19 protein-coding genes and 8 pseudogenes are annotated in these 20,834 nt (G+C 35.0%); 15 read left to right on the top strand and 12 right to left on the bottom strand.

The window, feature by feature from the left end; genetic code table 11:
- Positions 1 to 16: 16 nt before the first annotated feature.
- From miaB to hemJ, 3 genes are read right to left on the bottom strand one after another with little or no spacing between them, the layout of a single operon-like run.
- The gene (gene miaB, locus ACWHVF_RS04315) at positions 17 to 1,345 is read right to left on the bottom strand and encodes a tRNA (N6-isopentenyl adenosine(37)-C2)-methylthiotransferase MiaB (RefSeq protein WP_064124775.1); all 1,329 of its coding nucleotides are present in this window, start codon (positions 1,343 to 1,345) and stop codon (positions 17 to 19) included.
- 27 nt (positions 1,346 to 1,372) lie between these two features.
- Positions 1,373 to 1,531 (bottom strand): hypothetical protein, encoded by a 159-nt coding sequence (locus tag ACWHVF_RS04310; RefSeq protein ID WP_156488156.1) that lies wholly within the window; start codon positions 1,529 to 1,531, stop codon positions 1,373 to 1,375.
- 53 nt (positions 1,532 to 1,584) lie between these two features.
- Positions 1,585 to 2,013 (bottom strand): protoporphyrinogen oxidase HemJ, encoded by a 429-nt coding sequence (gene hemJ, locus ACWHVF_RS04305; RefSeq protein WP_064124774.1) that lies wholly within the window; start codon positions 2,011 to 2,013, stop codon positions 1,585 to 1,587.
- A gap of 55 nt (positions 2,014 to 2,068) precedes the next feature.
- On the opposite strand from hemJ, the gene pdhA reads away from it, so the two are divergent.
- Both pdhA and ACWHVF_RS04295 read left to right on the top strand, forming a co-directional pair.
- A complete protein-coding gene (gene pdhA, locus ACWHVF_RS04300) occupies positions 2,069 to 3,049 on the top strand; it encodes a pyruvate dehydrogenase (acetyl-transferring) E1 component subunit alpha (protein WP_064124773.1) in 981 nt (326 codons plus the stop codon).
- Positions 3,050 to 3,068: 19 nt separating this feature from the next.
- The gene (locus ACWHVF_RS04295) at positions 3,069 to 3,242 is read left to right on the top strand and encodes a hypothetical protein (RefSeq protein WP_156488155.1); all 174 of its coding nucleotides are present in this window, start codon (positions 3,069 to 3,071) and stop codon (positions 3,240 to 3,242) included.
- Here ACWHVF_RS04295 and ACWHVF_RS04290 read toward each other — a convergent pair.
- The 5 genes and pseudogenes from ACWHVF_RS04290 to grxC form a co-directional block, all read right to left on the bottom strand.
- Positions 3,205 to 3,965: pseudogene (locus ACWHVF_RS04290) on the bottom strand (IS5 family transposase). The gene ACWHVF_RS04295 and the pseudogene ACWHVF_RS04290 overlap by 38 nt on opposite strands.
- Before the next feature lie 106 nt (positions 3,966 to 4,071).
- A pseudogene (locus ACWHVF_RS04285) lies at positions 4,072 to 4,509 on the bottom strand (IS4-like element ISWpi18 family transposase); the annotation flags it as partial.
- Between the two features lie 348 nt (positions 4,510 to 4,857).
- On the bottom strand, positions 4,858 to 5,097 hold the full coding sequence (locus ACWHVF_RS04280; protein ID WP_447933197.1) for a hypothetical protein: 240 nt from the start codon (positions 5,095 to 5,097) through the stop codon (positions 4,858 to 4,860).
- A 563-nt stretch (positions 5,098 to 5,660) separates the two neighbouring features.
- On the bottom strand, positions 5,661 to 6,533 hold the full coding sequence (locus ACWHVF_RS04275) for a hypothetical protein (RefSeq protein WP_064125407.1): 873 nt from the start codon (positions 6,531 to 6,533) through the stop codon (positions 5,661 to 5,663).
- A 115-nt stretch (positions 6,534 to 6,648) separates the two neighbouring features.
- Positions 6,649 to 6,999 carry a glutaredoxin 3 gene (gene grxC, locus ACWHVF_RS04270; protein WP_064125408.1) on the bottom strand — a complete coding sequence of 117 codons (351 nt, stop codon included), beginning with the start codon at positions 6,997 to 6,999 and terminating at the stop codon, positions 6,649 to 6,651.
- Positions 7,000 to 7,067: 68 nt separating this feature from the next.
- Here grxC and ribF point away from each other — a divergent pair, with 68 nt between their 5' ends.
- Genes ribF through ACWHVF_RS04250 form a run of 4 tightly spaced genes read left to right on the top strand, consistent with a single transcriptional unit; the run spans position 7,068 to position 11,149 of the window.
- Entirely contained in the window at positions 7,068 to 8,000 is a 933-nt protein-coding gene (gene ribF, locus ACWHVF_RS04265; protein WP_064125409.1) for a riboflavin biosynthesis protein RibF, read from the top strand.
- Complete coding sequence (lspA, locus tag ACWHVF_RS04260; RefSeq protein WP_064125410.1) at positions 7,997 to 8,473, top strand: signal peptidase II; 477 nt, start codon at positions 7,997 to 7,999, stop codon at positions 8,471 to 8,473. The genes ribF and lspA overlap by 4 nt, the downstream gene beginning before the upstream one ends.
- Before the next feature lie 29 nt (positions 8,474 to 8,502).
- Positions 8,503 to 9,843: a M16 family metallopeptidase gene (locus tag ACWHVF_RS04255; RefSeq protein ID WP_064125411.1), complete on the top strand. Its 1,341-nt coding sequence runs from the start codon at positions 8,503 to 8,505 to the stop codon at positions 9,841 to 9,843.
- Positions 9,830 to 11,149: a M16 family metallopeptidase gene (locus ACWHVF_RS04250; RefSeq protein WP_064125412.1), complete on the top strand. Its 1,320-nt coding sequence runs from the start codon at positions 9,830 to 9,832 to the stop codon at positions 11,147 to 11,149. The genes ACWHVF_RS04255 and ACWHVF_RS04250 overlap by 14 nt, the downstream gene beginning before the upstream one ends.
- Here ACWHVF_RS04250 and purN read toward each other — a convergent pair.
- The gene (gene purN / locus ACWHVF_RS04245) at positions 11,143 to 11,709 is read right to left on the bottom strand and encodes a phosphoribosylglycinamide formyltransferase (protein ID WP_064125413.1); all 567 of its coding nucleotides are present in this window, start codon (positions 11,707 to 11,709) and stop codon (positions 11,143 to 11,145) included. The genes ACWHVF_RS04250 and purN overlap by 7 nt on opposite strands.
- A 336-nt stretch (positions 11,710 to 12,045) precedes the next feature.
- On the opposite strand from purN, the pseudogene ACWHVF_RS04240 reads away from it, so the two are divergent.
- From ACWHVF_RS04240 to ACWHVF_RS04225, 4 genes and pseudogenes are all read left to right on the top strand, one after another.
- Positions 12,046 to 12,709 (top strand): annotated as a pseudogene (locus ACWHVF_RS04240) (IS630 family transposase); the annotation flags it as partial.
- Between the two features lie 62 nt (positions 12,710 to 12,771).
- On the top strand, positions 12,772 to 13,524 hold the full coding sequence (locus ACWHVF_RS04235) for an IS5 family transposase (protein WP_064124816.1): 753 nt from the start codon (positions 12,772 to 12,774) through the stop codon (positions 13,522 to 13,524).
- 7 nt (positions 13,525 to 13,531) lie between these two features.
- Positions 13,532 to 13,912: pseudogene (locus ACWHVF_RS04230) on the top strand (IS630 family transposase); the annotation flags it as partial.
- 189 nt (positions 13,913 to 14,101) lie between these two features.
- Positions 14,102 to 14,518 carry a hypothetical protein gene (locus tag ACWHVF_RS04225; protein WP_064124699.1) on the top strand — a complete coding sequence of 139 codons (417 nt, stop codon included), beginning with the start codon at positions 14,102 to 14,104 and terminating at the stop codon, positions 14,516 to 14,518.
- Here ACWHVF_RS04225 and ACWHVF_RS04220 read toward each other — a convergent pair.
- The gene (locus tag ACWHVF_RS04220; RefSeq protein ID WP_064124700.1) at positions 14,511 to 15,032 is read right to left on the bottom strand and encodes a Na+/H+ antiporter subunit E; all 522 of its coding nucleotides are present in this window, start codon (positions 15,030 to 15,032) and stop codon (positions 14,511 to 14,513) included. The genes ACWHVF_RS04225 and ACWHVF_RS04220 overlap by 8 nt on opposite strands.
- A 98-nt stretch (positions 15,033 to 15,130) precedes the next feature.
- Between ACWHVF_RS04220 and smpB the strand changes: the two genes are divergently transcribed.
- From smpB to ACWHVF_RS04195, 5 genes and pseudogenes are all read left to right on the top strand, one after another.
- Positions 15,131 to 15,580: an SsrA-binding protein SmpB gene (smpB, locus tag ACWHVF_RS04215; RefSeq protein WP_064124701.1), complete on the top strand. Its 450-nt coding sequence runs from the start codon at positions 15,131 to 15,133 to the stop codon at positions 15,578 to 15,580.
- Between the two features lie 6 nt (positions 15,581 to 15,586).
- Positions 15,587 to 16,378 (top strand): prolipoprotein diacylglyceryl transferase, encoded by a 792-nt coding sequence (gene lgt / locus ACWHVF_RS04210; RefSeq protein ID WP_064124702.1) that lies wholly within the window; start codon positions 15,587 to 15,589, stop codon positions 16,376 to 16,378.
- Between the two features lie 862 nt (positions 16,379 to 17,240).
- Positions 17,241 to 17,887 (top strand): annotated as a pseudogene (locus ACWHVF_RS04205) (IS110 family transposase); the annotation flags it as partial.
- An 86-nt stretch (positions 17,888 to 17,973) separates the two neighbouring features.
- Positions 17,974 to 18,985 (top strand): IS630 family transposase gene (locus ACWHVF_RS04200; protein WP_447933196.1). Its coding sequence is split into 2 segments (ribosomal slippage): positions 17,974 to 18,435 and positions 18,437 to 18,985, totalling 1,011 coding nucleotides; the frame shifts between segments, so codons are not numbered across the junction.
- Positions 18,986 to 18,997: 12 nt separating this feature from the next.
- Positions 18,998 to 19,189: pseudogene (locus ACWHVF_RS04195) on the top strand (transposase); the annotation flags it as partial.
- A 23-nt stretch (positions 19,190 to 19,212) separates the two neighbouring features.
- Here the strand turns inward: ACWHVF_RS04195 and ACWHVF_RS04190 are convergent.
- A pseudogene (locus ACWHVF_RS04190) lies at positions 19,213 to 19,973 on the bottom strand (IS5 family transposase).
- A gap of 106 nt (positions 19,974 to 20,079) precedes the next feature.
- A pseudogene (locus ACWHVF_RS04185) lies at positions 20,080 to 20,517 on the bottom strand (IS4-like element ISWpi18 family transposase); the annotation flags it as partial.
- Positions 20,518 to 20,834 lie beyond the last annotated feature (317 nt).

Below are 20,834 nucleotides of genomic sequence, written 5' to 3'. Positions count from 1 at the left end.
CTGAAAAATTACAAATTCAAAAATATTTCCGTAGCCCACACCCCAACAAACTATTTTGCCGAGCTTCCAGTACCTTTACATTCACTATTTTGTCCCTGTATTTACCTTCAGGATCATCAATACACACTGATTGCATATATGGGCTTTTACCAATAATTTGGTTTTGGTGTTTGCCTTTTTTATCACTGAACAAAGCAGGAACAGTTTTGCCCACCATACTCTGGTTAAACTCAAGTTGTTGCTTACTAATTAGTTTCTGTAAACGAAGAAGACGTTCTGTTTTAACATCTTCTGGTATTTGATCTTTTCTTTCCGCTCCTGGCGTTCCTGGTCTTGGGCTATATTTAAAGCTATAAGCCTGAGCATATCTAACTTTTTCTACTAATTTTATAGTTTCTTCAAAATCTTTTTCGGTTTCTCCAGGAAAACCAACAATAAAATCAGAAGAAAATTCGATTTCAGGTTTCAATTTGCGAAATCTGTCTATTATTTCCAAATACTCCTCTGCAGTGTGCTTTCTGTTCATCGCGTGCAATATTTTATTCGAACCTGACTGCACAGGCAGGTGAATAAATGGCATGAGTTTTGGCTCTTCCGCATGTGCCAAGTAGAGAGATTCGTGCATATCTCTTGGGTGGGAAGTTGTATAGCGGATTCTTTCTAGCTTTTCAATTTTAGCAATATGACTAATTAATTTTCCTAAATCCCACACTTCCCCTTCGCATTCCCCATGGTAAGCATTGACGTTCTGACCAAGCAAATTGATTTCCTTTGCTCCATTTGCAACTAATTTCAATGCTTCACGGAATATTTCATTTACTGGTCGTGAATACTCAGCTCCACGAGTGTAGGGTACTACACAAAACGTACAAAATTTATCACAACCTTCCTGTATGGCAAGAAACGCAGAAGACCCCTGGCTATTGCCATAGCATTTATCTGGCAATTTATCAAACTTTGCAACTTCAGGAAAATCAGTGTTTATTACATGACCTTTACTTCTGCTTGCTTTGACTATCAGCTCCGGTAAAGTAGCGATACTCTGCGGACCAACAACAATATCCACAAATGGAGCCCTTCTGAACACTTCTTCTCCCTCTGCTTGCGCTACACACCCAGCCACCACTATAGTCATTTCTTTTCGTGACGAATGAATCTTCCCGAGCTCAGAATAAAGCTTTTCTGCTGCCTTCTCTCTAATGTGACAAGTATTCAGTATCACTAAATCGGCTTTCCCTGCATCACTAACAACGTTGAACCCCAAAGGTTTAATTACATTTTCCATTAAAACGGAGTCATAAACGTTCATCTGACAGCCGTAAGTTTTAATATATAGGCCTTTCATATTTGGTATGTCTTTTTCAAAATTTCTTCACCCTACACGTAAATGTCTAACAGACCAGCGCGTGACGCTAGTGAACTTGCTAGCACAATAGATTTTGACAAAATTATACGAAAAACTGGATCCCAGTGTCAAGCACTGGGATGACAAGAAAGGGAGCACTGGAATTTTTATTTCAGTATTGTACATTAGCCATGCATCTGAACAGATACGAGCTTTCTGCTTTTTTTGGGTAAGGTCAGTCAAAAAGGTTTTACAACAACCATAATAACTATAACTATTATCAATACTGTAACTGCTTCATTTAAAACACGAAAATAAACATGTGACTTCTTATTCAAACCCATTACAAAGCTTTTCCTATGTTTTACAAGCAGCATATGAATGATTAACATCAAAAGTATTGCAAATGCTTTTACATGAAACCATCCTTCACGATATGCTTCCTTAATAACCATTAGTGTAATTCCAAGACCAAGTGAGAAAAGCATTGCAGGGTTTATGATATATCTAAGTAGCCTCTTTTCCATTGTTTGAAGCAAGCTATCATTTTCCGATCCCGGTTTTACAGTTGCATGGTAGACATAAAGCCTGGGTAAATAAAGCATACCTGCCATCCACATGATAACAGAGATAACGTGAAAAGCCTCAAGCCAGTGGTAATAGTTCATTAGCAAAAATTTAAAATTCCTGGTATTGTGTTAGTTTAATGAAAAAGAAATCGATATGAAAGCAGAAAATTTCACTAAAGAACAGATAATTGGATTCTACAGGAAAATGCTACTCATACGCAGATTTGAGGAAAAAGCAGGACAATTATATGGGATGGGATTAATAGGCGGGTTCTGTCACCTATCAATAGGACAAGAAGCAGTTGCAGTTGGAACTCAAGCTGCATCAAAATTAGGTGACGCTTTTATCACAAGTTATAGAGACCATGGCTTAATGCTCGCATGTGATTCTGATCCAAATGTTGTAATGGCAGAGCTTACCGGCAAAGAAACAGGATGCTCGAAAGGTAAAGGTGGTTCGATGCACGTATTTGACGTTGAAAAAAAATTCTTCGGCGGACATGGAATAGTGGGAGCACAAGTTCCAATTGGCACAGGAATAGCATTTGCTAATAAATATAAGAAAAAAGATAATGTGGTATTTACATATTTTGGCGACGGTGCTGCAAATCAAGGACAAGTATATGAATCGTTTAATATGGCATCTTTGTGGGAGTTGCCTGTGGTTTACATCATAGAAAATAATGAATACGCAATGGGAACCTCCGTGCAAAGATCAACTTTAGTAACAGAGTTATATAAAAGAGGAGAAAGTTTTGGTATTCCTGGAAAACAAGTTGATGGAATGGATTTTTTCTCTGTTTATGAGGCTACAAGCGAAGCAGCGGAACACACACGCAGCGGAAAAGGGCCTATCCTGCTTGAAATGAAGACATATCGATATCGCGGTCACTCAATGTCAGATCCTGCTACTTATCGCTTAAAAGAAGAAGTTGAAGATATGAAGCAAAATCATGACCCTATAGGCACTTTAAAGAAATACATGATAGATAATAAAATTGCTTCAGAGGAAGAATGTAAAGTAATTGATAAGGAAGTACGTGATTTAGTAAAAAAGTCGGAAGATTTTGCTAAAAATAGTAAAGAGCCAGGCATCGATGAGCTATATACTGATGTTTATAAATTTGTTAGCTAATTTTTTTATCCAGAACTGTATGAATTGTATAGTAAACGATGTCATTCAATTCTCCCGTCATCTAAGTAGCCTTCTTTTTTTGTCATCCCAGTGCGTGACACTGGGATCCAGATTGGATACTGAGTTGGTAAGAGCTTGTCCGCAAACTACTAAATTTAGGCATATTCCCTCTTTAACATCAATCTATTCATAGCCAGATATATAAAATTTTCAGTAGATGTTGTCAGCAAATCATATTCTTTCAATAGCCTCCTATTCCTATTTATCCAAGCAAAAGTCCTTTCTACAACCCACCTTCTCGGCTGCACTTTAAATCCTGGCTCCACTTTTGGTAATAGCTCTGGTGGTGTATCTTTATGCACCCAAAATCTGCACGGAGGCCTTTTGACAATTTCAATTTCTATGTCATATTCTCTCTTTATGTGATCCTTTAAATCTTTTCCTTGGTATCCCATATCAGCCCACATCTTCCTAACATTAGTGTGTTTTTTCCTCATATTATCCAGCGCTATTTTCACACCATCTCTGTCATTTTCATTCGCAGCTCCGACATAGCAACCAAGCTTGAGTATCGGTGACTATATGCCTCTTTCTACCTTTTACTTTTTTACTCCCATCATAACCTTTAACCCCCCTTTTTCTGTCGTTTTTACCGATTACTATACACGCACTTGGCTCCTCATTCCTTCCCTTTTTTGACCTGCTATATTTAGTGATATCATAATTCACTTTCTCAAAAATTCCCTGCTTCTTCCATCTCCTAAATTGTTCATATACTGTCTTCCATGGCGTGCGGTAAATAGCGCCATTGACATCCTGTGCGTAGTACATAAAAAATTGCAGATAATACCTCTCTTTTGCTATGTTTCAGCGGCCTTCTTCCTTTCTTGTATGATACTCTAAAGTGTTTCTCTATTAGCTACCACTCTCTTTCACTTAGATCTGTTGGATACTTTTTTCTCATTTCTAACCCCATTCTAAAACTCATATACTATCCCTTTTCTTGTTTGCGGACAAGCTCTTAGTACATCGTAACATACTTCAAAGGTTGTACTTGTGTAATCTCCGAGTTCTTTTTTGGTATAATTTCTTATTGGTCTTGAGCCAAATTCATTTATCACCTCGCTACTTTTTGGCAGGATGAGTATAGAAGCATCAAATGCAAGCATTCTGAAACCATGGTAGGTTTTAAATTCCTTATCTTGGTAGTATAGAGAAACTATATCATCGTTTAGCTCTGAAAACGCAGTATTCTTTAGCTTTTTCCTTGCTTGAGTAAATGCACTTGCCGTAATTGTATAATCCTTTCTTGTATGTAGAATAAACTCATTAAGCATTACTTGTAATGATTTTACACTCTTTCTAAAGATCAGAAGAAATACATTAACAAAAGGCAACTTTCTTTTTCGTGAGAAATCTTTCGAGGATGCTTTGTGAGTGTTTATAAAATTTAAACTCATCAATTTATTTTTTATGAATGTGATTATTCTTTTTTTTACTCATATTATTACTTCTTTTGACTCACGGATCTTACTTGATTTTATAATACAGTCCATCTCTTTTTCCTTAACTTAATGGCAGTGGTGAAGTTCCTCCGGTCTACTCTCCTTATTAGGAGCACTCGGATGACAAAAAAAGGAGCACTGGAATGACACCTGTAGCCCTACGTCATACCGCCGCGGTATCTCTTAGCCGCTAACACATAGCGGAATTACGATTGTCAGGCCAGCGCCCCTATGATGTCATCCCAGTGCCTCTATGATGTCATCCAAGTAGCTGACTACTTGGATCCAGAAAAAAGAATGGTGTCATCCGAGTAGCCCCTTTTTTGTCATCCCAGTGCCCAGACACTGGGATCCAGGAAACTTAGTTGCAAGTAATGCATTGGGTTTGGTGAGTATGGGTTTTGCGTTATAGAATGAAGCACTTTTGGTGAATTTATAAAGAAAGCTGGATCCCAGTGTCAAGCACTGGGATGACACCCTACTAGCAGAAGTTACTCTCAAATGTTTGTTCATGTTAGCTACAAACATTAAGAAATTTACCAAATGAAAAAAAAGGCAAAAGAAACCCTAGTCATTGTCTATTTTCAGTATTGGCGTTTTTTAAGTCTTAAACGCTGCAATTTAGCTGCTTTTAAATGCAACTAACCTTAGCTTTAATATTTAAGAAATTTACCAGCAGAAAAAAAAAGACAAAGAATCCCCGGAGTAGCTAGTTATTCCACTCTTTATTTTAAAATTTGACGTTGGGTGATGTCTTGAACGCTTTATAAGCGCGTTTCAGCTTATGTAGGTAAAAACCTAGAAATTTTATAAAGACATACGGTGCACATAGTGCAAAAATTAAACAATAGTACGCCAAATACAAGTCTTCTTGTCGTTTTAATCTGCACAGATTGGGAAGTTAAATAATATAGCTTCAGTTTCATGATAAGGGGGCTGGTGGAGTTTGTCAAGGAAGTTTTTTCGTTTCTGCGGGCTACTTGAATAACGGCTACAATGTTTGTACAGCTATGTACATAGTGCTGGAACCCAAAAAAAGAACCAAGTAGCTTGGGCTACTTGGATGACAGAAGGTAATACAAGAAGTCTATTGGCTCTCGTATACCTTAATGAAATTTAACAAGTTTATCTATAGTTTTAGTGATGATTCTTGGAGTATCCGGAGAAACTGCTGAGCTCAGCTTATTTAACCGCTCTATAGCAAACTCGCTATTCTCGTTTGCTATGAAATCACATAAAATATTTTCTATATCCTTAGTAACACTTTCATACTTTCTCAGAGGATGATTATGTGGATACCTACTGATGGTTTTGATACTGGAATACTCAACAAAAGCTTGATCCTTAAAAGCAAGTTGTCTCAATTTCTCTTTGAATTTTCCTTCTTCCTCTTTTGCTAAAAGGCGAGACTTTATCAGTGATTTTATAATCAAATTTATAGCTTGATGTATTTCAGAATGCACTATAACTTTAATGGTATTTTCTTCTACTATACAATCATAAATATTTTTTTCGCTCTGTAACGACTCTATTAATTTCTTGCTACTTTGTGAATTCAATTCCAAATTCTCCTCACTCATAGGAGTTATTATGAAGGTGTTCTTACTCACTCTGATGTTAAATTGTGGAGAGCCTTCAGAAAAAGAAAATGCTACATTCTTAGATTCAAGTGCGTGATTGTATGCAGCAAAAAGGGTGTGTGCTATAACACTGCTGGGCACCTTCATTCCATGTTTACTCAGGTGGTTCAATACATTTTCAACCTCATGATATGTAAAGTCTGTATCTTTTAGCAATTCAACAACTTCTATGCCGTTGTGTTGTTTATACTCTATTCTCACTTCTTCTGTAAAAAGTGTTTTAGCTGCTATATGTTTATCAAGCACTGTGAAAATCTTGATGAAATTCTCTAAATCCTGTTTGTTAACTAATTCGATACTAATTAAGTTTCTGCTAATAATTGAAATATTTTTTGTCATTTTTTCCCACTAAAAAAACTCACTGAATGAATTGTATTTTTAATTCATTAAGAATTGTTTAAAGTGAGCATACTAGTTTTCATTTACGTATTACACGACAAAACAAGATAAAAAGTTACATAAAATCATCATGTGGTATAACACACTCTCCACATTCATCATTGCTGTTTGTGTAGGTTGTGACATCAGTGTGATTGTCATTATTATTTAGCATATCATCCAACTTTCCTTCTTTTTCAAGATCCATCAATTTGTCACACCCCCCAATGTGCTTATCGTTGATAAAAATCTGTGGAACTGTTCTAACATTATACTTTGATTTTATGTCGTTAAATAGATCTGAGCTTTTGAGCACATCGATTTCTTCATACTTCACACCTTTTTTATCCAGCAACTCTTTTGCTTTTTTGCACAATGGGCAGCGCTGCTTTACATATATTATAACTTTTTCTTTAGTATTTTTCACAATTTATCTCCGTAGCTTACTAAAATATAGTTATTATATATAAGAAATATGTAAAAACATCAAATTGTATGAAAATTATTTATAATTGTGAGCAAGAGATAGAAAACAATGTAGCACTAACCTTCGGAAATTTTGATGGCATTCATTTAGGACATGAATTTGCAATTTCCACTCTAAAGAAGGTAGCACAAGAAAGAGGATTACCCTCTGCAGTTTTAACTTTTGAGCCTCACCCATCAACTGTTTTATTTGGTAGAAACAATTTTAGGTTAATAGACCAAGAACAAAAAAAGGAACTGATCAGCAGCTATGGTATAGATTACTTGTATATTATTAATTTTAATAGAGGTTTTTCTGAGGTTGGCTGCGATGACTTTATCAGTAAGATTTTAATAGATAAATATGGCGCTAAACACATAATTGTCGGAGAAAATTGCACTTTTGGTCATAAACGATTGGGTAATATATTAACTCTAGAGAAATATTCTGAAACATATGGATACTCTTTGACTAAATTAGAGCCATTAACAATTGACGGCAAAATTTGCTCTTCTTCTTCAATAAGGGAGTATGTACAAAGGGGCGAAATAGAAATTGCTAATAAATTGCTCGGCAGGCCTTATCAAGTTTCTGGTGTTGTGACAAAAGGTGCATGTAGAGGTAGAGAAATAGGATTTCCAACCATAAATATTCCTATAGAAGATTGCATGATAAAACCTAAGTTTGGCACATATTACGCTAGAGTGACTTTTCCTGATAGTAATCCAAATTGGTTATATGGAGTAGTCAATATTGGTATGAGACCTACATTTAAGGATCTGAAAAAGCCTATAATAGAAATGCACATATTCGATTTTGATGAAGACGTATATAGTCATAAAGTCAATATACAACTTTTAAAATTCATAAGGTCAGAAAAAAAATTCCATAGTATTGAGGAGTTAACAAAACAGATAAATTATGATATACTTAAAGTTTATAGGTTAAAGGCAAATTTATGAAAAAGTTATGCTTAGTTGTTATATTAATTATAGTATTGATTGACCAAACGAGCAAATTGTACATAAACTCATTGATTGATGAAGGAGAATCAATTGAGATCGCTAGTTTTATAAAACTAGTTGAAGTTTGGAATTCAGGTATTAGTTTTGGAATGTGTAGCGCTTTACCACATGGCGGTTTCTTTTTTTCAGCATTTTCAATACTAATAATTGGTATACTTGCATATTTGATATACAAGTCTGACGATCAGTCAACTTACCTTGGTTTTTCTCTGATGATTGGTGGAGCAATCGGAAACGTAGTTGATAGGATCTATTGGGGAGCTGTATATGATTTCATATATTTTCATATTGATAATTGGTATTGGCCAGCTTTTAATTTAGCGGATTTATCTATAGTTTGTGGAATGTTTACATTGTTATATAAGTGGTATATATACGATATGTTTATTTCCAAACAAAATGAGGAATAAAATAATTGTTTTTATATTAGGTCGAAATAATGCTTCATAAGTTTTTTAGTTTTCTTATACTACCTGCACTCTTTTTTACTTACCCAATTTCTTTGAAGGCTTTAAGCATAGAGCACGACATAAAACATGCTAAACTCAGTAACGGACTAGATGTCTATGTTGTTCCTAATCATCGAATTCCGGCTGTTTTACATGCAGTAATATATAAAGTTGGGGGAATGGATGATCCAATCGGCAAAGCAGGTTTGGCTCACTACTTTGAACATTTAATGTTTGAAACTACAGGGAAGTTCACAGATATAGAAGCCACTATGAGTAGTATTGGGGCTCAATTTAACGCGTTTACCACTAAAGAATATACTTGTTACCACGAATTAGTCCTTAAAAATGACTTACCACTGGCAATGGAAGTTGAAGCAGACAGAATGGGCAATTTTAATGTTACTCAAGATAAAATAGAAAGAGAAAAAAACATCGTATTAGAAGAAAGAAAGATGAGATTTGATAATCATCCTAACAACTTGTTATGGGAAGAAATGAATAGTGCATTTTACCGTAATGGCTATGGTAGATCTGTTATTGGCTGGGAGAGCGATATTAAAACTTACAATCAGGATGACATAGTGAGGTTTCACGATAGTTATTATCACCCTGGTAATGCAGTGTTGCTGATTGTTGGTGATGTGGAATTTGATGAAGTAGTGAAGCTAGCAGAAGAAAAATATGGTAACATTAAGTCTAAGGCAGTAATTAGGCATTATCCAAATGAAGAGCCAGTGCATAATGCAGATATGGTGTTAACTGTTAAAAGCTCTGAAGTCAAAGAGCCAATATTAACTTATCGTTACAAAGCGCCTAAGTTTAAACATACTGAAGAGGTTTTTGCTGTTGATTTAGCAATCGACATTTTAGGGAGTGGCAAGTCCAGTCGGCTATACAAAGACTTAGTTCTAGACAAAGATGTGGCAGTATCAGTAGATGCTGGCTATCATAAGTTAACCTTTAGTGATGGGTTTGTTGATATCATTGTGATTCCAAAAAGCGGTGTTGATTTGGATGTTGTTGAAAGAGGATTAGAAAATACTATTAATAGCTTCATATCTGAAGGAGTGACTAGCGAAGAATTACAAAACTCAAAATATAGATATAAAGCAGCACAGTTTGATAATCTATCTGACTTAACTCATATAGCAATGTTTTATGTGCCGCACCTAGCACTTGGCATTCCACTTGATGAAATAGATATTTCATATAGCAAGATTAATGATGTCAATCTAGAGGATGTAAATAACACAATTCGTACTATCTTTTCTTCCAATAAGTTAATTGGTCGTTTATTACCAAAAGGAGATAACAATGAAGATAAGTAAAATTATATTTCTATTTTTTTTCTGTCTAGGCTTTAATTTACAAGCAAGTGGTAATCTAAATATAGAGGAGGTCACCACCCGTAAAGGATTTAAGTTTTTATTTATTGAAGACTGCGATTTACCAAAAGTTTCACTTAATATATCGTTCAAAGATGCAGGTTATGCATATGAAAATATAGAAAAACAAGGACTTGCTTGGTTTACTTCTCTTGTAATTCAAGAAGGGGCAGGAAAAAATGATGCCAGAGATTTTGCGAAAAAGCTTGAAGATAAAGGGATTAGTTTAAATTTTATTGCTGGTTTAGAAGCATTTAGGGTTTCATTAAATACTTTGTCTGAGAATCTAGAGGATGCAATTTCGTTACTAAGCGACGCTATAATACGTCCTAAAGTTGACTCTGAAGGGTTGAATAGAGTTTTCGAGAAAGCCAAAGTTGATTTTAATAATCTTGAAAAAAATCCTTTTTTTGTTGCTGGAAAAGAATTGGAAACGTTGTTGTTTAAAAAACACCCTTACTCAAAAAGTATGTACGGTACTCTTGACACTAGAGTGAGCATTACCAGAGACGATGTTTTAACATACATAAAGCGTAATTTTGCTAAAGATAACATAGTTATCAGTGTTGCTGGTTGTGCAAAAAAAGAAGAAATTATTACGTTGTTAGATAAATATTTATCTAAATTGCCGTCAAAAAGATCAAAAGTTAGAAAAATACCTGTGAAAAATGATTTTGGTTCTGCAGAAAGTAAGAATATTTTTATGGATATACCACAGAGTGTGATACTTTTTGCTCAAAAAGGTATAGCTTATGAAGATCCTAATTATTATAACGCTAGTGTCTTAATTGATGCACTTGGTGGCATGAGGCTGAATTCAATATTAATGACAGAATTGAGGCAAAACTTGGGTATTACTTATGGTGTTTATGCAATGATTATTCCCAATAAACATGGGAACTTTATAATTGGAAGTCTTAGTACTGATAGTTCTACTGCTGGCAAAGCTATATCAGCGGTAAAAGATACATTGAGCAGAATAAAAAAGAAAGGAATTGATGAGCAGTTGTTCAAGGATGCAAAAATTGGTATGGTAAATAATTTTGTCCTTTTCCTGTCCAATAACACAAATACAGCAATGCTGCTTGATGATATGCAAATAAATGATCGTGATGTTAACCATATAAATAATTATGCGAATATCATTAATGACGTTAAATCAGAGAAAGTAAACGAACTGGCAAGTTCTTTACTGGAACCCGAAAATTTATTTTTTGTTGAAGTTGGAAAAAACACTCAAGGTCAATAATTAATACTTTCTGCTATTGATCTTACTGCTTCTACATAACACTTATGCTCCTCAGCTAGAATGCGTTCTGAGAGGCTTTGAATATCATCAGCTGGTAACACTGGCACAGCAACTTGAGCAATTATGGCTCCAGCATCAATTTCAGGAGTGACGTAATGTACAGTACAGCCTGCGATTTTTACTCCTGCTTTTAGAGCTTGCTCTTGAGCATTTAGGCCCTTAAAGGACGGAAGTAGAGAGGGATGAATATTTATCACCTTGTTATTCCATTTACTGAGAAAATTAGCTTGCAGGATTCTCATAAACCCTGCAAGGCAAATTAAATCAACCTTATGTTGAACAAATATTTCGTGAATTTTATCAGCATCAAGTGGTTTATCTCTAACAATAAACGCTGGCACTCCTGCTTGTTCTGCTATTTTTAGGCCAGCAGCTTCGCTATTATTTGTGATAGCGCACACAACTTCTGCAGGAAAATTACGATTTTGACATGCCTCTATCAAGGCCTGCATATTTGATCCCCTGCCTGAAATTAGTATCCCAAGTTTCACCTTTTTCATTTTGTGCAATTGATTTGGTGTAATAATTAATGTTAACAAAATAACTCAAAAAGTAAATCTATAGCTAAAGTGACTTAGGTTTACCAACGATTTGAAAAACAACAAATTCGTCATTCCGCTACTTGTTAGCGGAATCTATGTTGAGATACCACGGCGGTATGACGTGGGGAAACCTTTCTTGGGTTAGCTATATTTCAGAGTGCTCCTGTTATGAGCTGATGTCCAACTGTCATTTTACAGCTTAGCTTGCTTATACCAATTCCCATTACACGGCAAACAGATAGACAATAATAGAAGACAAGCCATAATGAAATAAGTGAAATAGTCGAGGTATAAATGGCACTAAGATCAAAATTATTGGATGAAGAAGTAGTAAAATCAGCAAAAAAAATGCTGAAGAAAGTAAGGAACAATGCATATGTTGCAAAAAAACTAAATGCTGTAATTGCAGCAAAAAAGCATAGTATAACGGCTGTAGCAAAAATATATTGCATTTCAAGAAGCGCACTAACTTCGTGGATAAAACTCTTGAAATTAGGCAGAGAAGAAAAATTGTTTGCTCCTCCACAACGGCGTAGAAAAACTAAATTAAATCAGGCTCAACTACAGCAAGTTGAAGCATGGGTAGGAGAAAATCCTAATATTACCATTAAAGAAATGAGAATAAGAATCCAGGAAAAGTTCGGCTTAAATATTAGCAAATCTACAGTACACCGCTATATGCAAAAGATGAAATTCTCTTATATTACACCAAGACCAGTACACAATGTACAAGATAAAAGAAAACAAGAGGAATTCAAAAAAAAATCTCAACGAAGTTATTGGCAAGTATTCTGAAAAAGAGCTGTTTTTCTTCGATGAATCGCGGTTTGGCACACATTCAAAGACCGGGCATGGATGGTTTAAAAAAGGCGTCAGAACAAAAGTTAAGGTAAAATTAGGTAGGGAAAATTTTTATCTCTACAGTGCAGTTAATCCTAGGCTCTGTGGACAAAAAATATGAAGAGGGAGAAAAAAAGTGGCAGTTTAACCAAATGAACATAAAAATGGAGAAACTACCGAATGGAATATTATATAAAAGAAAGAAATTGGAAACAAATTTTAGAATTCATAAAAGGCATAAAAGGAATGCATAGTAAAGACGAAAAACGTTTAAGAATATTCATAGAAGCAGTGTGGTATATGGCGCGAAGTGGTTGCCAATGGCGACTTTTGCCGAAAATCTATGGCAATTACAGAAGTATACACAAACGATTTAAGAGATGGTGCGAAAGGGGTATTTGGAAAAATTTATTGGAGTACACAAAACAAGAGCCAGATTTAGAAGCCGTCATAATCGACGGTACGATCATTAGAGCCCATCCATGTTCGGCTGGATATACAAAAGATTCGAAGGATCAAGAGGCTTTAGGGCGAAGTAAAGGTGGCTTTACGACTAAAATTCATGCACTTGTTGATGCATTGGGAAATCCTTTAAAATTTATACTTACTCCTGGCCAGAGGAATGAAATTACACAAGCTGAAGTATTAACAAAAAATGTCTATAACTCCATTGTAGTAGCTGATAAGGGTTATGACAGCAATGCTTTTGTGGTCAGCCTTGAAAACAGGAAATGTGAAATCGTAATTCCATCAAAAAGGAATCGAAAAGTGCAAAGATACTATGATGAGCATATTTATAAAGAACGTCATTTGATTGAGTGCTTTTTCGGTAAAATTAAAAATTTTAGGCGCATTTTTTCCAGATTTGACAAGACCGCAGAGGTTTACATGGGATTTCTAAATTTTGTTGGAGCTCTCATATGGCTTCTCTAAAATTTTGTCCACAGAGCCTAGAAATGGGGAGAATTCTAGCTTGTTTGCACCGAATGTCAACACTGATTGTATGAATATATTTCTTGAGCAAATGTCTCAATATTTGGGACCACGAGAAGCCTTTCTTGTTATGGATTGTGCTAGTTGGCATAAGTCGAAAAGTTTAAAGGTACCTAAAAATATTGAGATTATATACCTACCACCATACTCACCTGAACTCAATCCAGTTGAGAGGCTTTGGTTGTATGTAAAACAGAACATTTTGCGCAATAAAATATACGATACTATTGCTTTGCTTGAGAGTGCTTTGTGTAAATTTATTACTTCTCTTACCTACTCCACAATTAAACAACTCTGCTATGTATCCTATTTGAATGACCAACAATGAGAATTGGTATTAGGTAATGCAGAAATAAGAGGTGCCCAATATAAACCAGCCTAAATCAACTTTAATGTTTGGATATCGTACTATTTTACATAACATGCCATCATGAATATATATTTTTATGATTGCGTTATCATTTATTTAACAAAGTATTAGTATAATCTATTTACTGGATTAAATGGAGAAAGTTGAATGAGTAAATTACCGAACAATGCAAAAATAGGTAAATCTCAGGTTACTCAGTGGGAGGTAATAAAAAATTGTGAATATGCTGATAATTGCTTATCAAAAATAGTAACTTTATACGTTATTAGAATAACTCAGCTATCAGATTTTTATACAAATGACGAACCTGAAATTAACACTGTTTTAGCAAGAATAAGCGTGACAAGTGAAAATGTATTTTTAAACAAGGCTACTACTATTGAAGTTATGGAAGGTATTTTTCCATATAAATTCAACAGCAAGAAGAGAAATAACATACTAAGGTTAGAAGATTTATATAATTATTTATATTCTATTGTTAACAATAGCCTTCCAAAAGAGATGCTTGAAAGTCTTGTAAGGGAATATAAGGATGCTGTTAACTTATTTAAAGCAATTACTTAACTGAACGTAGTATTTTTAAGATTTTGTTTTCTATTTCAGAAATGCCGCTTTCAAGATCTTTATCTATCAAATACATGGTAGAGAAATATGTTTTCTGCTTACTTTCAACATTGATAGTTAAAGTTCCGGGAGTGATTGTGACTGAATTGGCAAATAACGCAATGCTTTCATCATTATGCCCTTTGCATTTTCTTAGGATAATGATTGGCTCAAGCTTAGATTTGAGTTGTAGCACCTTTTTTGTTACATAAACACTTGATAAAATGATTTGGTACATTAACCATGGTATATAACTTACTAACTTATAAAACGACAGTCTACTCGTACCATTTAAAATCTGGCTAAGAGCTCTTTCAGCGTTTATCAACCTTCTAAAGATAAATAATGTGAATATAGAGGAAAACACTCCACAAAAAATAAAAAATGGCTCAAAATAACCAGACAATACAGTCCATAGAGAAAATAAAATTACAAATGATAGAGAAAAAAACTTGATTTTTTGCCTAAGGTTCATGGTTTGCAGTATAACTTAAATGATTTTTTAAGGAAAGATATATTATGAATTAAGTCAAAAACTCTGTAATATATTGAAGCTTAAAGATATCTTTAGATATGGAAGTTATTGCAGAAAATAAGAAAGCAAGGTTTGAATATTTCATCTTAGAAGAATTTGAAGCGGGTATGGTCTTATTAAGCAGTGAAGTTAAATCGCTAAGAGAAAGAAAAGTAAATATTTCCGACGCCTACGTTATCGAAAAGAATAGCGAAATATGGCTGCACAATATGCATATTGCAGAATATAAAGCTGCAAACCGAAAAAATCATAAACCAAAAAGGGAACGTAAACTGCTTTTACATAAAAAAGAGATAAACAAACTAATTGGTCAAATCAAAACCGCTGGGATAACTGTTGTGCCGCTTTCGATCTATTTTAATGATAAAGGATTTGCAAAAACTAAAATTGCCATTGTAAAAGGAAAAAAACTCTACGATAAGAGAGCAACCATAAAACAGAGAGAGTGGGATCGTGAAAAAAGTAGATTGTCTAAAAATAATTTATAGCAAAATATGTCTTTAAATCCAGTAATTTTCAGCATCGGTCCTGTTTCTATATATTGGTATTCCTTAGCTTACGTTTTGGGTATAGTGTTTGCATATTGGTATTTACATAGGCTAGATGACCAAAAAATATTTACTAAGGATTTTTACGATTCGTTATTAACAGCCACTATTGTAGGTATTATTCTTGGAGGTAGACTTGGCTACGTATTGATATATGATCCAGTTCTTTATATAAGCAACCCTATCGAGATATTGAAGACCTGGGAAGGAGGAATGTCATTTCATGGTGGTACTATAGGAGTTTTGCTTGCAGTAATAATTTCGTGTAAAAGACATAACATTCCTATATTTTATGCACTGGACCTAGTTTCTTGCGGAGTTCCCATAGGTTTATTGTTAGGTCGCATAGGCAATTTTATAAACGGAGAGTTATTTGGCAGAGTTACAACTATGCCATGGGGTATGGTATTTCCAGAAAGTGGTGATAATTTGCTGCGTCATCCAAGCCAGCTTTATGAGGCACTTTTTGAAGGAATGCTACTTTTTGCAGTTGCAAATTCACTGTTTTTCTTGACTAGAATAAGACTGTATCACGGTGCGTTAACTGGTATTGCAGTTATGTGGTATGGAATAGCACGTTTTTTCGTTGAGTTTTTTCGCGAACCAGACTATCAAATTGGCTATTTGTGGCTTGATTTAACTATGGGGCAGTTGCTTTCTATACCTATGGTTTTGCTAGGAATGCTTGTATATCTAGGCGCATTAAATTTAAAATTTAATACGAAATCTGTTACATAGAGGAAAGGTGAGTTTAATAGAAAAATTTAGCCAGAAACCCTACATCATGCACAATTGTACGAATTTTCTGCGTTGCAGTAGAATGAATGTGAGATCCGGTGTCATTCCAGCGTGTGACGCTAGGCCATAAAACTTCCTTGACAAACTCCGCCAGCCCCCTTATCATGACAGTGAAGCTATATTATTTAACTTCCCAATCTGTGCAGATTAAAACGACAAGAAGACTTGTATTTGGCGTACTATTGTTTAATTTTTTGCACTATGTGCACCGTATGTCTTTATAAAATTTCTAGGTTTTTACCTACATAAGATGAAACGCGCTTATAAAGCGTTCAAGACATCACCCAACGTCAAATTTTAAAATAGAGAGTGTAATAACTAGCTACCACGGGTTTTCTATGCCTTTTTTTTCTGCCTAGTAAATTTCTTAAACATTTATAGCTTAAGTTAGTTGCACTTAAAAGCAGCTAAATTGCAGTGTTTAAGACTTAAAGAACGCCGATACTGAAAATAGACAATGACCAGGGCTTCTTTTGCTTTTTTTTATTTGGTAAATTTCTTAATATTTATAGCTAAACGACAACCGTCATCCCGCTACGTGTTAGCGGGATCTATGTTAAGAGATACCGCGGCGGTTGTAAGTTAAAAATATGTTATAAAAGAAACAAGAGGGAAGATAACTCTACTCACTATAGGAATAGAGCTATCACGGGCGTGTGCGACCGACGCGGCGTTGGTGTTATAACAACCGTCTATATCAAGGTACACTAGCCCTATCCCTCGATACGTTTGAATAGTTGCATGGGACATATATATGCACCCGTTTACAATCTTAAATCAATAAACTATCGAGGTTATTAATATGGTTACATCTTATCAAAACTTTATTGGTATTGACATCGGAAAATTTAAAAATGTTGTTGCGGTTCACACACAGAAGAGTGTTGTCGAATTTGATAATAATGCTTCTGGTTGGCAACAATTGTTTAAAAAGTTTTCAGGTATCTTACCTAATTCTTTTGTAACTTTAGAAAACACTGGAAAATATGAGCTTGGTTTATCACATTTTCTTATTGACAAAAATATTGCTGTGCATCGAGCTAATACTCGTAAAGTAAAAAGCTTTATCTTGTCTCACGGAACTTTAGCAAAGTCCGATAAATCAGATGCAAGGGCTCTTGCTCAGTATGCGCCATAGAACTCTCTCTCCCTACTTCTAAAGAACAATCAACTTTGATTGCACTTTGTCAACGTCGTGATGACCTTACACAAATGAGAGCCCAAGAGAAATATAGGTTGGAAGCACCTGAAAATGACTATACAAAAAAAAGTTGCCAAAAAACCATTGACTTTTTTAACAGTCAGATAAATAAGCTCAATAATGCCATACAAAAAATCATTGATAAAAATCTAGAGTTACAGAAGCGCCAAAAAATTCTGAGAACAGTGCCAGGAATAGGTCCAAAGTTATCTCAAGATTTTGTGTGTCTGATGCCGGAGCTTGGCTACTAATACCAATTCCCATTACACGGCAAACAGATAGACAATAATAGAAGACAAGCCATAATGAAATAAGTGAAATAGTCGAGGTATAAATGGCACTAAGATCAAAATTATTGGATGAAGAAGTAGTAAAATCAGCAAAAAAAATGCTGAAGAAAGTAAGGAACAATGCATATGTTGCAAAAAAACTAAATGCTGTAATTGCAGCAAAAAAGCATAGTATAACGGCTGTAGCAAAAATATATTGCATTTCAAGAAGCGCACTAACTTCGTGGATAAAACTCTTGAAATTAGGCAGAGAAGAAAAATTGTTTGCTCCTCCACAACGGCGTAGAAAAACTAAATTAAATCAGGCTCAACTACAGCAAGTTGAAGCATGGGTAGGAGAAAATCCTAATATTACCATTAAAGAAATGAGAATAAGAATCCAGGAAAAGTTCGGCTTAAATATTAGCAAATCTACAGTACACCGCTATATGCAAAAGATGAAATTCTCTTATATTACACCAAGACCAGTACACAATGTACAAGATAAAAGAAAACAAGAGGAATTCAAAAAAAAATCTCAACGAAGTTATTGGCAAGTATTCTGAAAAAGAGCTGTTTTTCTTCGATGAATCGCGGTTTGGCACACATTCAAAGACCGGGCATGGATGGTTTAAAAAAGGCGTCAGAACAAAAGTTAAGGTAAAATTAGGTAGGGAAAATTTTTATCTCTACAGTGCAGTTAATCCTAGAAATGGGGAGAATTCTAGCTTGTTTGCACCGAATGTCAACACTGATTGTATGAATATATTTCTTGAGCAAATGTCTCAATATTTGGGACCACGAGAAGCCTTTCTTGTTATGGATTGTGCTAGTTGGCATAAGTCGAAAAGTTTAAAGGTACCTAAAAATATTAAGATTATATACCTACCACCATACTCACCTGAACTCAATCCAGTTGAGAGGCTTTGGTTGTATGTAAAACAGAACATTTTGCGCAATAAAATATACGATACTATTGCTTTGCTTGAGAGTGCTTTGTGTAAATTTATTACTTCTCTTACCTACTCCACAATTAAACAACTCTGCTATGTATCCTATTTGAATGACCAACAATGAGAATTGGTATAAAACAGAAAAGAAGTAGCAAGTCTTGCTGGAGTTGCACCGCATCCAAAAGAAAGAGGAAAAGCTATTGGTTATCGAAGAATAACAGGCGGTAGAAGCAATGTTCGTACTAAGCTTTTTACGGCTGCAATGGCTGCTGCAAAGTCCAAATCTGCACTTGGTGCCTTTTATTCCAAGCTCATTGAAAGTGGTAAGAGCTTGTCCGCAAACTACTAAATTTAGGCATATTCCCTCTTTAACATCAATCTATTCATAGCCAGATATATAAAATTTTCAGTAGATGTTGTCAGCAAATCATATTCTTTCGATAGCCTCCTATTCCTATTTATCCAAGCAAAAGTCCTTTCTACAACCCACCTTCTCGGCTGCACTTTAAATCCTGGCTCCACTTTTGGTAATAGCTCTGGTGGTGTATCTTTATGCACCCAAAATCTGCACGGAGGCCTTTTGACAATTTCAATTTCTATGTCATATTCTCTCTTTATGTGATCCTTTAAATCTTTTCCTTGGTATCCCATATCAGCCCACATCTTCCTAACATTAGTGTGTTTTTTCCTCATATTATCCAGCGCTATTTTCACACCATCTCTGTCATTTTCATTCGCAGCTCCGACATAGCAACCAAGCTTGAGTATCGGTGACTATATGCCTCTTTCTACCTTTTACTTTTTTACTCCCATCATAACCTTTAACCCCCCTTTTTCTGTCGTTTTTACCGATTACTATACACGCACTTGGCTCCTCATTCCTTCCCTTTTTTGACCTGCTATATTTAGTGATATCATAATTCACTTTCTCAAAAATTCCCTGCTTCTTCCATCTCCTAAATTGTTCATATACTGTCTTCCATGGCGTGCGGTAAATAGCGCCATTGACATCCTGTGCGTAGTACATAAAAAATTGCAGATAATACCTCTCTTTTGCTATGTTTCAGCGGCCTTCTTCCTTTCTTGTATGATACTCTAAAGTGTTTCTCTATTAGCTACCACTCTCTTTCACTTAGATCTGTTGGATACTTTTTTCTCATTTCTAACCCCATTCTAAAACTCATATACTATCCCTTTTCTTGTTTGCGGACAAGCTCTTAGTACATCGTAACATACTTCAAAGGTTGTACTTGTGTAATCTCCGAGTTCTTTTTTGGTATAATTTCTTATTGGTCTTGAGCCAAATTCATTTATCACCTCGCTACTTTTTGGCAGGATGAGTATAGAAGCATCAAATGCAAGCATTCTGAAACCATGGTAGGTTTTAAATTCCTTATCTTGGTAGTATAGAGAAACTATATCATCGTTTAGCTCTGAAAACGCAGTATTCTTTAGCTTTTTCCTTGCTTGAGTAAATGCACTTGCCGTAATTGTATAATCCTTTCTTGTATGTAGAATAAACTCATTAAGCATTACTTGTAATGATTTTACACTCTTTCTAAAGATCAGAAGAAATACATTAACAAAAGGCAACTTTCTTTTTCGTGAGAAATCTTTCGAGGATGCTTTGTGAGTGTTTATAAAATTTAAACTCATCAATTTATTTTTTATGAATGTGATTATTCTTTTTTTTACTCATATTATTACTTCTTTTGACTCACGGATCTTACTTGATTTTATAATACAGTCCATCTCTTTTTCCTTAACTTAATGGCAGTGGTGAAGTTCCTCCGGTCTACTCTCCTTATTAGGAGCACTCGGATGACAAAAAAAGGAGCACTGGAATGACACCTGTAGCCCTACGTCATACCGCCGCGGTATCTCTTAGCCGCTAACACATAGCGGAATTACGATTGTCAGGCCAGCGCCCCTATGATGTCATCCCAGTGCCTCTATGATGTCATCCAAGTAGC

This window comes from Wolbachia endosymbiont of Dactylopius coccus (genome assembly GCF_977011065.1).
This window is presented reverse-complemented; position numbering and strand designations above follow the sequence as displayed.